This is a genomic window from Actinoplanes sp. GCM10030250, from assembly GCF_042666575.1.
In the GTDB taxonomy this organism is placed as follows: Bacteria; Actinomycetota; Actinomycetes; order Mycobacteriales; family Micromonosporaceae; genus Actinoplanes.
Genome location: NZ_JBHTDO010000021.1, coordinates 154204 through 167103 on the forward strand (window position 1 = coordinate 154204; position 12900 = coordinate 167103).

Below are 12900 nucleotides of genomic sequence, written 5' to 3' on the forward strand. Positions count from 1 at the left end.
ACAGGAAGCTCTCTGCGCGATGACGCGAAACTCGGAAATGGTCACCCTCTCTTCCCTTCCCGCCGGAGCCGTCGCCGTCGTGGGTATGAGCTGCCGGCTGCCGCAGGCGCCGGACCCGGACGCCTTCTGGCGGGTGCTCCGCGATGGCGTCGACACGGTCACCGAGGTGCCCGCCGGCCGATGGGCGGCCGACCCCGCCGACCCGGCCCGGTTCGGCGCGTTCCTCGACCGGGTCGACGAGTTCGACCCGGGCTTCTTCGGCATCGCCCCGCGGGAGGCCGCGGTCATGGATCCGCAGCAGCGGCTGGTGCTGGAGCTGGCGTGGGAGGCCCTCGAGTCCGGTGGCATCGTGCCCACGGCGCTGGCCGGCAGCCGGACCGGCGTCTTTGTCGGTGCGATGCGCGACGACTACGCCGCCCTGCTCTACGGCGCCGGGCCGGACGCGGTCACCCAGCACACCATCACCGGCCTGACTCGCGGCATCATCGCCAACCGGGTGTCCTACCGGCTGGGGCTGCGCGGCCCCAGCATGACTGTCGACACCGCCCAGTCGTCGTCGCTGACCGCTGTGCACCTCGCCTGCGAGAGCCTGCGCCACGGCGAGTCGGAGCTGGCGCTGGCCGGTGGCGTCAACCTCAACCTGCTGCCGGAGGGTGCGCTCGGCGCGTCCCGGTTCGGCGGGCTCTCACCGGACGGGCGCTGCTTCACCTTCGACGCCCGGGCCAACGGCTTCGTCCGCGGCGAGGGCGCCGCCGTCGTGGTGCTGAAGCCGCTCGCCGCCGCGCTCGACGACGGCGACGACGTGATCTGCGTGATCCTCGGCAGCGCTCTCAACAACGACGGCTCCACCGACGGGCTCACCGTTCCGGGCGCCGAGGCTCAGACCGACGTGCTGCGCCGGGCGTACGAGCGGGCCGGGGTGGCACCGGCCGACCTGCAGTTCGTCGAGCTGCACGGCACCGGAACCCGGGTCGGCGACCCGATCGAGGCGGCCGCGCTGGGTGCGGCCGCCGGTGCCGGGCGTGACGCCGCCGACCCGCTGCGGGTCGGCTCCGCCAAGACCAATGTGGGGCACCTGGAAGGTGCGGCGGGCATCGTCGGCCTGGTCAAGACGGCGTTGAGCATCCGGCACCGGCAGCTGCCGCCGAGCCTGAATTTCGCGACACCGCACCCGGACATCCCGCTGGACGAGCTGGGCCTGCGCGTGCAGACCGAGCTGGGCGCCTGGCCGCGGCCGGAAGCGCCGCTGCTGGCCGGGGTCAGCTCGTTCGGGATGGGCGGCACCAACGTGCACGTCGTCCTGAGCGACACGCCCGCACCCGCGTACCCCGAAAAAGCCGGACCCGATCCGGCACCGCGGCCGCTGCCCTGGGTGATTTCGGCGCGGACCGCGCCGGCGCTCGCGGCGCAGGCCGGCCGCCTGCGCGAGGCCCTGCTGGCCGGCCCCGGCCTCGGTCCGGCCGACGTCGGCTTCTCCCTGGCCACCACCCGGGCCCGGCACGAGCGCCGGGCCGTGGTGGTCGGCGAGTCCCGCGCCGACCTGCTCGCCGGGCTGACCGCGCTCGCCGAGGGCCGGACCGCCGACGGTGTTGTGGCCGGGCGTGACGTGGGGGCCGGCGGCCGGACGGTCGTGGCGTTCGGCTCGCCGGGAGCGCGCTGGTGCGGGCTGGGCCGCGAGGTGTACGAGCGGTACCCGGTGTTCCGGGCGGCGCTCGACGAGATCTGCGCGCAGGCGGGCGGTTCGCTGCTCGAGGTGATCCTCGACGGCCCGGCCGTCGCGGGGACCGAGGGGCCGGCGTCGTTCGCTGTGCAGGTGGCGCTGTTCCGGCTGCTCACCGAGGACGTGGCGATGCCGGTGGACGCGGTGTTCGCCCATCCGGGTGCGGGGCCCGCGGCGGCGTACGCGACCGGGGTTGTTGATCTTGCTGACGCCCTCGCCCGGACCGCCGATCCGGGCGCGGCCGTTCCCGGCGGCCGCGAACCTCGCCTGCCGATCCACACCGACCTGGCCGGCACGGACCTCGCCCGCGTCGTGACGCTCGGTCCCGGCGCCGCGGCCCGCGGCCGCGATCTGCTCACGATGGTCGCGAGAGCGCACGCCGACGGCGCGCCGGTGCGGTGGGCCGGGTTCTTCGCCGGGGCGCGCCGGATCGCGCTGCCGACCTACGCCTTCCAGCGGGAACGGCACTGGCTCGACGCGGTCGGCGGAAAGAGGCCCGCCGTTGCGGCAGACACACCGGGGCACGCCGTTTCGCCAGAGGCACCAAGGCCTGCCGCGGAAGATCTTCTTGATCTGGTGCGCACCAACGTCGCCCTCACCCTCGGTCATGTCACCGCGGACACCGTCGACGTCGACAGCACCTTCCGTGACCTGGGTTTCGACTCGCTGATGGCGGTCGAGTTCGGGCGGCGCCTGAGTGCCGCGACCGACTCGCCGCTGCCGTCCGGGCTGACCTACAACTACCCGACACCGGCCGCGCTCGCCGCCCACCTGCGCGACCGCGCCGAAGGCACCGCCGGGCCGGGCAGCGTCACCCGCACCGTCACCGACGAGCCGATCGCGCTGGTCGCGATGAGCTGCCGTTACCCGGGTGGTGTCGGCTCACCAGAGGACCTGTGGCGGCTGGTCGCCGACGGCGTGGACGCCACCTCCGGCTTCCCCGCCGACCGCGGCTGGAACCTCGACGACCTCTACGACAGCGACCCGGGGACGCCCGGCAAGACGTACACGACGCGGGGTGGCTTCCTGGACGGCGCCGACCGGTTCGACGCGGACTTCTTCGGCATCTCCCCGCGCGAGGCCGCCGCCATGGACCCGCAGCAGCGCCTGCTGCTGGAGACCTCGTGGGAGGTGATCGAGCGCGCCGGTATCGAGCCGGCGGGGCTGCGCGGCAAGCGGGTCGCGGTGTTCGTCGGCGCGATGGCCCAGGACTACGGGCCGCGGCTGCACGAACCCGGCGAGGGGCACGACGGTTACCTGCTGACCGGGAGCACGGTCAGCGTGGCGTCCGGGCGGATCGCGTACGCGCTCGGGCTGGAGGGCCCAGCGGTCACCGTCGACACCGCCTGCTCCTCGTCGCTGGTCGCCCTGCACCTCGCCTGCCAGGCGCTGCGGCAGGGCGACTGCGACGCCGCCCTCGCCGGTGGTGTCGCCGTGATGGCCACCCCGGGCCTGTTCGTCGAGTTCAGCCGCCAGCGCGGACTGGCCGTCGACGGGCGCTGCCGCCCGTTCGCCGCCGGAGCCACCGGCACCGCGTGGGCCGAGGGTGTCGGCATGCTCATGCTCGAACGGCTCTCCGACGCCCGGCGCAACGGGCACACCGTGCTGGCGCTGGTCCGCGGCAGCGCGATCAACCAGGACGGCGCGTCCAACGGGCTGACCGCACCGAACGGGCCCTCGCAGGAACGGGTGATCCGGGAGGCGCTGTCGCGTGCCGGGCTCGGTTACGGCGATGTGGACGCGGTGGAGGCGCACGGCACCGGCACCACGCTCGGTGATCCCATCGAGGCGCAGGCGCTGCTCGCGACGTACGGGCAGCGCGACGCCGCGGACCCGGTCTGGCTCGGGTCGCTCAAGTCGAACATCGGGCACAGTCAGGCCGCGGCCGGCGTCGGCGGTGTCATCAAGATGGTGATGGCGATGCGGCACGGTGTGCTCCCGCGCACCCTGCACGTCGACGCGCCGTCGCCGCACGTGGACTGGTCGCCGGGCACGGTGCGCCTGCTGACCGGCGAGGTCGCCTGGCCGGAGCGCGACCGTGCCCGCCGCGCGGCGGTGTCCTCATTCGGCATCAGCGGCACCAACGCCCACGTGATCCTCGAGGCCGCACCCGAACCGGCGCCGCAGCCGGCCACGAAACCGGCCGACGGGGCCGACGTCGTCTTCGTTTTCCCTGGTCAGGGTTCGCAGTGGGTGGGGATGGCGGTGGAGTTGTCGGGGTCGTCGGCGGTGTTCGCGGCGTCGATGGCGGAGTGTGAGCGGGCGTTGGGCCGGTGGGTGGATTGGTCGTTGTCCGAGGTTTTGTCGGATGAGGTGGCGTTGCGCCGGGTTGATGTGGTGCAGCCGGTGTTGTTCGCGGTGATGGTGTCGCTGGCGCGGTTGTGGATGTCGTTGGGTGTGCGGCCGCGTGCGGTGGTGGGTCATTCGCAGGGTGAGATCGCGGCGGCGTGTGTGGCGGGTGCGTTGTCGCTGGAGGATGCGGCGAAGGTGGTCGCGTTGCGGTCGCGGGTGCTGGGGGTGCTGGCGGGCCGGGGTGCGATGGTGTCGGTGGCGGCGCCGGTGGGTGTGGTGCGTGGGTTGCTGGGCCGGTGGGGTGATCGGCTGGCGGTGGCTGCGGTGAACGGGCCGGGGTCGACGGTGGTGTCGGGTGACCCGGTGGCGGCTGAGGAGTTGCTGGCCGAGTGTGAGGGCCGGCAGGTGCGGGCGCGGCGGATCGCGGTGGATTACGCGTCGCACGGTCCGCAGGTGGCGCAGGTCGAGGAGGAGCTTGTCGGGTTGCTGGCTGATGTGCGGCCGGTGACCTCGGCGGTGGCGTTCTGTTCGACGGTGACCGGTGGGTTCGTCGACACGGCGTTGCTGGATGCGGGGTACTGGTATCGCAATCTGCGGCACACGGTGCGGTTCGACGAGGCGACTCGTACGTTGCTGGAGCACGGTGACCGGGTGTTCATCGAGTGCAGCCCTCACCCGGTGCTGGTACCCGCACTCGAAGAGACGTTCGGCGAGGTCGCCGCCGTCGCGATCGGCACGCTGCGCCGGGGCGAAGGCGATCAGCACCGCGTCGACCAGGCACTGGCCGACCTGCACCGGCTCCGGCCGCCGGCCGCGCTTCCGTTCGTGTTCTCCGCCTCCGGCGACGAGGCGCTGCGCGCCCAGGTGGAGCGGGTCGGCGCGCTGCTGGACGCGGGTGCCGATCCGGCGGACGTGGCGTTCTCGCTGGCGTCGGGCCGTGCCGTGCTGAGCCGCCGCGCGGTGGCGGTGGCCGGGCCGTCGGGCCGGCCGGAGCTCTCGCACGTGGCCGCCGGCCGCTGGGCGGGATCCGAGGCGGTGTTCGTCTTTCCTGGTCAGGGTTCGCAGTGGGTGGGGATGGCGGTGGAGTTGTCGGGGTCGTCGGCGGTGTTCGCGGCGTCGATGGCGGAGTGTGAGCGGGCGTTGGGCCGGTGGGTGGATTGGTCGTTGTCCGAGGTTTTGTCGGATGAGGTGGCGTTGCGCCGGGTTGATGTGGTGCAGCCGGTGTTGTTCGCGGTGATGGTGTCGCTGGCGCGGTTGTGGATGTCGTTGGGTGTGCGGCCGCGTGCGGTGGTGGGTCATTCGCAGGGTGAGATCGCGGCGGCGTGTGTGGCGGGTGCGTTGTCGCTGGAGGATGCGGCGAAGGTGGTCGCGTTGCGGTCGCGGGTGCTGGGGGTGCTGGCGGGCCGGGGTGCGATGGTGTCGGTGGCGGCGCCGGTGGGTGTGGTGCGTGGGTTGCTGGGCCGGTGGGGTGATCGGCTGGCGGTGGCTGCGGTGAACGGGCCGGGGTCGACGGTGGTGTCGGGTGACCCGGTGGCGGCTGAGGAGTTGCTGGCCGAGTGTGAGGGCCGGCAGGTGCGGGCGCGGCGGATCGCGGTGGATTACGCGTCGCACGGTCCGCAGGTGGCGCAGGTCGAGGAGGAGCTTGTCGGGTTGCTGGCTGATGTGCGGCCGGTGACCTCGGCGGTGGCGTTCTGTTCGACGGTGACCGGTGGGTTCGTCGACACGGCGTTGCTGGATGCGGGGTACTGGTATCGCAATCTGCGGCACACGGTGCGGTTCGACGAGGCGACTCGTACGTTGCTGGAGCACGGTGACCGGGTGTTCATCGAGTGCAGCCCTCACCCGGTGCTGGTACCCGCCCTCGAAGAGACGTTCGGTGACGCCGAGGCGGTCGCGGTGGGCTCGCTACGGCGCGACGAGGGCGGCTGGCACCGGTTCCTGCGTGCCGCCGGTGACGTCTTCACCGCGGGCGTCGCGGTGGACTGGCGAGCGGCTTTCCCGGCCGGCGGCCGCACGATCGACCTGCCGACGTACGCGTTCCAGCGCACCCGCTACTGGCTGGACACCCCGGCCGGCACCGCCGGCCTGAGCGCCGCCGGTATCCAGGCCAGCGACCACCCCCTTCTCGGCGCCGTCGTCACGCTCGCCGACGACGACGGCCTGCTGCTCACCGGCCGGCTCTCCCCGCAGACCCATCCCTGGCTCGCGGACCACCGGGTGCACGACACCGTCCTGCTGCCCGGCACCGCGTTCACCGAACTGGTCCTGGAGGCCGGCCGCCGCGTCGACACCGGCCACATCGACGACCTCACCATCGACACCCCGCTGGTGCTGCCCGCCCGCGGTGCCGTTCGCCTGCAGGTAGCCGTGGCCGCCGCCGGCGCCGGCGGCCGCCGCACGGTGGCCGTGCACTCCGCGGCTGACGAGCCCGGCGCGCCCTGGCAGCGGCACGCCACCGGCCTGCTCAGCGCCGAGCCCGCCGGCGAGCCGGACACCACCGCGATGCCGTGGCCGCCGCCCGGCGAAGCGCTCGACGTGACCGCGCTCTACCAGCGCCTCGCCGACGCCGGCTACCGGTACGGACCGGCGTTCCGGCACCTGCGCCACGTCTGGCAGCACGGCGCGGAGATCTACGCCGAGGTGACACTCGACGCCGGGGACCAGCTCGGCACCGCCGGGTTCGCGTTGCACCCGGCCCTGCTCGACGCCGCCCTGCACCCGGTCGTCGGGCTCACCGGCGACCCGGCCGGCCCGCCGCGCCTGCCGTTCGCCTGGTCCGGGGTGCGGGTGCACGCCGACGGCGCCACCACGCTGCGGGTCCACATCCTGCCCGCCGGAGCGGACACGGTCACCGTCGCCCTGGCCGACTCCGCCGGCCGGCCGGTCGCCCGGATCGGCGCCCTGGCCCTGCGCGCCGCCACCACCGGCCCGCTGACCGCGCACCGGTCGCTGTACGAGACGACCTGGAGGCCCGTCACACCGGCCGTGGAGGTCACGGCCGAGCTGGAGGTCCTCGACTGCACCGGGCCCGCCGCCGGGACCGGCGTACCGGCGCGGGCGCGTGCCGTACTGGCCCGTGTCCTGGCTGCTGTGCAGGACCGGCTGGCCGAGGGCCCGGACGACCGGCCCCTGGTGGTGCTGACCCGGCACGCGGTCGCCGTCGCCCCGGACGAGAGCCCGGATCCCGCGACCGCACCCGTGTGGGGCCTGGTGCGCAGCGCGCAGACCGAGAACCCCGGCCGGTTCGTGCTCGCCGACGTGGACACCGGCACCGGCACCGGCATCCTGGTGTCGGCGGTCGCGGCGGGCGAGACGCAGGTGGCGATCCGGGGTGGGCAAGCGTACGTGCCCCGCCTCGCCCCTCCCGGTGGGCTCGCGATCCCGGAAGGCACCCTCGCCTGGCGGCTGTCGGCACGGACCCGCGGTGCCCTCGACGGGCTCGCGCTGGTGGCGTGCCCCGGCGCCGAGCGGCAGCTCACCGGCCACGAGGTCCGCATCGGCGTGCGCGCCGCCGGACTGAACTTCCGCGACGTCATCCTCGCGCTCGGCCTCGTCCCGCTCGACGGCGACCCCGGCCTGGAAGGCGCCGGTGTGGTGCTGGAGACCGGGCCGGAGGTCACCGGCCTGGTACCCGGCGACACCGTGCTGGGCATGATTCCCGGAGCGTTCGGCCCGGTCGCCGTCGCCGACGCCCGGGCCCTGGCACCGATACCGTCCGGCTGGTCCTTCGAGCAGGCGGCCGCCGCTCCGGTCGCCTTCCTGACCGCCTACCACGCCCTGGTGGAGCTGGCCGGGGTCCGGGCCGGTGACCGGGTGCTGGTGCACGCCGCGGCCGGCGGTGTCGGCCTCGCCGCCGTGCAGCTCGCCCAGGCCCTCGGCGCGGAGGTGTACGCGACAGCCGGCCCCGCGAAATGGGAGGTGCTGGTCCGGCACGGCGTGGACCCGGCGCACCTGGCCTCCTCGCGCACCCTGGACTTCGCCGACCGGTTCGGCCCGGTGGACGTGGTCCTCGACTCGCTGGCCCGGGAGTTCGTCGACGCGTCGCTGGGACTGCTCGCCCCCGGCGGCCGGTTCGTCGAGATGGGCAAGACCGACATCCGCGACGCCGGTGAGGTCGAGCGCGCGTATCCCGGCATCAGCTACCAGGCCTTCGACCTGCTCGCCCTGGAGCCGGCCCGGCTCGGCGCGATGCTGCGGACGGTCCTCGGCCGGCTCACCGGAGGGTCGCTGCGGTTGCCGCCGGTGCGCACCTTCGACGTCCGCCGCGGCGACGAGGCGATCCGGCTGATGAGCCAGGCCGGGCACACCGGCAAGATCGTACTCACCATGCCGGGCCGGCTCGACCCGGACGGCACCGTGCTGATCACGGGTGCGTCGGGCACGCTGGGCGGGCTGCTCGCCCGGCACCTGGCGCAACGGCACGGCGTACGCCATCTGCTGCTGCTCAGCCGGCGTGGCGAGGACGCCCCCGGCGCCGCCGCCCTGCTCGCCGAGCTGGCCGGTATCGGCGCCACCGCCACCGCTGTCGCCTGCGACGCCGGCGACCGGACCTCGCTGGCCGCCGCCCTGGCCACCGTCGCGCCGGAGCACCCGCTGACCGCCGTCGTCCACGCCGCGGGTGTCCTCGACGACGGAGTCGTCACCGCCCTGACGCCGCAGCGCCTCGACACCGTGCTGCGGCCCAAAGCGGACGCGGCGTGGCACCTGCACGAGCTCACCCGGGACCGGAACCTCGCTGCGTTCGTTCTGTTCTCCTCGGTGACCGCCACCCTCGGCAGCCCCGGCCAGGGCAACTACACCTCCGCCAACGCCTTCCTGGAGTCCCTCGCCCACCTGCGCCGCGCGGCCGGCCTGCCGGCCACCGCACTGGCCTGGGGCCTGTGGGCGGAGGCGAGCGGCATGACCGGGCACATGGACCGCACCGCCCTCGCCAGGATGGCCCGCGGCGGTGTCCTGCCGTTCAGCGCCGAGGAGGGCCTCGCCCTCTTCGACGCGGCCCTCGCCCTCGACCGGGCTGTGCTGGTGCCCGCCCGCCTCGACCTCGCCGCCCTGCGTGCCCGCGCGATCGCCGGTGAACTGCCGCCGGCGCTACGCGGTCTGGTCCGGGCGGCCCGCCGCCGCACCGCCGACAACAGTGCCGAGGCAGCCTCGCTGCCGCTGCGCCTGGCCGGCCGGCCAGGCGCGGAGCAGGACGCCGCCCTGCTCGACCTGGTCCGGGAGAACCTGACCACCGTCCTCGGCCACACCGGCGACCGGGCTGTCGACCCGGGCGCCTCCTTCAAGGACCTCGGCGTCGACTCGCTGACCGCGGTGGAGCTGCGCAACCGGCTGAACACCGCCACCGGTACGCGACTGCCCGCCACCGTGGTGTTCGACCACCCCACCCCGGCGCGGATGGCCGGCTTCCTGCGCAGCACCCTGCTCGGCGCTGCCGCTCCCGCCACGCCCGCCGTCACCACGCCGGCCACCGCCGACGAGCCGATCGCCATCGTCGGCATGGCCTGCCGGTTCCCCGGCGGTATCCGCTCCGCCGCCGACCTCTGGGACCTGGTCGAGGCCGGCGGGGACGCCATCGGCCACTTCCCGGGCGACCGCGGCTGGGACCTGGAGACCCTGTTCCGGCCCGGCGCCGAGTCCGGGTCGAGCGCCTCCCGGCACGGTGGCTTCCTCCACGACGCCGCCGACTTCGACGCCGGGTTCTTCGGGATGTCGCCGCGCGAGGCGCTGGCCACCGACCCGCAGCAGCGCCTGCTGCTGGAGACGGCGTGGGAGGCATTCGAGCACGCCCGGATCGACGTCGGCGGGTTGCGCGGCTCCAACGCCGGCGTCTTCGTCGGCGTGGCGTACGGCGATTACGGCGACCGGCTCCCGCACATCCCCGCCGAGCTGGAGGGGTTCGTCGGCACCGGCAGCTACGGCAGCGTCGCGTCCGGGCGGGTCGCCTACACGCTGGGCCTCGAAGGACCGGCTGTCTCGGTGGACACCGCCTGCTCCTCGTCGCTCGTCGCCCTGCACCTGGCGGCGCAGGCGCTGCGCAACGGTGAGTGCGACCTGGCGCTCGCCGGTGGCGTCACGGTGATGGCCCGGCCCCACCTGTTCGTCGAGTTCACCCGGCAGCGGGGCCTGTCGCCGGACGGCCGGTGCAAATCGTTCTCCGACACCGCCGACGGCACCGGCTTCGCCGAGGGCGCCGGGCTGATCGTGGTGGAGCGGCTGTCCGACGCCCGCCGCAAGGGGCATCGAATCCTCGCAGTGGTCCGTGGGTCGGCGGTCAACCAGGACGGTGCGTCCAACGGGCTGACCGCGCCGAACGGCCCGTCCCAGGAGCGGGTCATCCGCAAGGCGCTGGCCACGGCGGGATTGTCGGCCGGTGATGTGGATGTGGTGGAGGCGCACGGGACGGGGACGACGCTGGGTGACCCGATCGAGGCCCACGCGTTGCTGGCGACTTATGGGCAGGGTCGGGAGAGGCCGCTGCTGCTGGGGTCGGTGAAGTCGAACATCGGGCATACGCAGGCGGCTGCCGGTGTGGCGGGTGTGATCAAGATGGTGCAGGCGATGCGGCATGAGTTGTTGCCGCGGACGTTGCATGTGGAGGAGCCGTCGTCGCACGTCGATTGGTCGTCGGGTGCTGTTGAGCTGTTGACGTCGCCGGTGGAGTGGTCGCGTGACGGTCGTCCGCGCCGGGCGGGGGTGTCGTCGTTCGGTATCTCCGGCACGAACGCCCACGTGATCATCGAAGAGGCGCCCGCTGCCGAGCCCGTCGTTGTGCCGGGCGTCGAGGGCATTCCGGTGGTCTGGCCGGTCTCGGCAAAGTCGGACACGGCAGCGCGGGCCCTGCTGGATCGGCTGCGTGGTGGAGATCCGGCGGAGGTCGCGGCGGGGCTCCGGGCGCGAACGGCCCTGGAGCGGCGTGTTGTGGTCCGGGCCGATTCGGGCGAGGAGCTGGCCGGGCCGCGTTCGCTGCGGGAGGGCACGGCTCTGTTGTTCTCGGGGCAGGGTTCGCAGTGGCTGGGTATGGCGCGTGATCTCTATGCGCGGCTGCCGGTGTTCCGGGCCGCGTTCGACGAGGTCACCGGAGTTTTGGATCCGCAGGTCAGTGCGGTGATCTTCGGGGACGACGCGGAGGCGTTGCGGGCTACCGGTGTCGCGCAGCCGGCCCTGTTTGCGGTGGAGGTGGCGCTGTTCCGGGTCCTGGAGGACCTCGGTGTCGAGCCGCGGGTGTTGATCGGTCATTCGGTGGGGGAGATCGCTGCCGCGCATGTCGCCGGGATCCTGTCCCTCGCCGACGCTGCCACCCTGGTCACGCACCGCGCTCGGTTGATGCAGGCGCTGCCGGCTGGTGGGGCGATGGTCGCGGTCCGCGCGTCCGAAGCCGACGTGACGCCGCTGTTGACGGCCGGAGTGTCGATCGCGGCGGTCAACGGCCCGCAGTCGGTGGTGATCTCCGGTGTCGCCGACGAGGTGCGCGCGGTCGCTGCCGGAATGCGGGGCCGGGAGCTGACGGTCAGCCACGGGTTCCACTCGGTGTTGATGGAGCCGATGCTCGACGACTTCGCCCACATCGTCGCCGGGCTGACGTTCGGTGAACCCCGCATCCCGATCATCTCCACGGTGGAGGTGGGTGCGGATCTGACGGATCCGGCCTATTGGGTGCGGCAGGTCCGGCAGCCGGTGCGGTTCGCTGATGCTTTGGTGGCGGCCGGGGACGCGTACCTGGTGGAGGTGGGCCCGGACGCGGCATTGACCGCGATGATCGAAGAGGGCGAGGCGGTCGCCCTGCAGCGCCGGGACCGGGATGGGATCACCGGGTTGCTGACCGCGCTGGCGCAGCTGTGGACCGCCGGTGTGCCGGTCGACTGGCAGCGGATCCAGCCCGGCGCCGTGCCGGCTGACCTGCCCACCTACCCCTTCGAGCGCCAGCGGTACTGGCTCGACATGCCGCCCACCTTCGACGCCGGCCACCTGGGACAGGCGGCGACCGGCCATCCGATGCTGCGGGCGGTTGTCGAGTCGGCGGGCACCGGCGAGGTGCTCTTCACCGGCAGCGTCTCGCGCAAGGCCTTCGGCTGGCTGGCCGACCATGCGGTCGCCGGCGCGGTGCCGGGGGTGGTCCTGGCCGAGTGGGCGCTGCACGCCGGTCGCCGGTTGGGAGCCTTCACCGTACGCGAGCTGCGGCTCGACCACGAGCTCACGCTCCCGGAACACGGCTCGGTGCTGGTGCAGCTCTCGGCCGGCCCTCCGGTCGGCGGCGAGCGCACCTTCCACGTGTCCTCACGGATCGGCGAGGAGCCGTACACCCGGCACGCGACGGGGGTGCTGACCGCCGCTGCGCCCGCGCCGCTGCCGGTCGGTGCGGCCTGGCCGCCCGCCGGAGCTACAGAGGTCGCCGACGTCTACGACGAGCTGGACGGCCGTGGCCACGTTTACGGCCCGGCCTTCCAGGTGGTGCGCCGGGCGTGGCGCCGCGGCGAGGAGGTCTTCGCGGAGCTGGAGTTGCCGGGTGATGCCGCGACCGGCTACGAGCTGCACCCGGTCCTGCTCGACGGGGCGTTCCACGCCGCCGGTCCCGACCAGCCGTCGGCCCTGCACGGCCTGTCCGTCTACGGCCCGGTTCCCGGAGCCGTCCGCGCCCACGTGAAGCCGCACGGCGAGGGGCTGGTGCTGTCCACCGCTGATCGCGTTGTCGCGGTGATCGACCGTGTGACGTTTGCCGCGAGCCACCGGCCCGCCGCTGACGCGTTGTTCGAGGTGGTGTGGGAGGAGGTTGCTGCGTCGGTGGAGCGGTTGGCGCCGGGGTTGGTGGTGGTTGCGGATGGTTTGGAGTCGGTGGCTGATGCGCTGGGTGTGGTGCAGGAGTGGCTGGCGGGTGTGGATGAGCGTCGGTT

Annotated in this window: 1 protein-coding gene; it reads left to right on the top strand. The window is 73.8% G+C overall.

Features of this window, described 5'->3' with window-relative positions; genetic code table 11:
• Positions 1–19: 19 nt before the first annotated feature.
• The coding region (locus tag ACFQV6_RS25650) for an SDR family NAD(P)-dependent oxidoreductase (RefSeq protein WP_378030132.1) at positions 20–12900 on the top strand (12881 nt) is incomplete at its 3' end.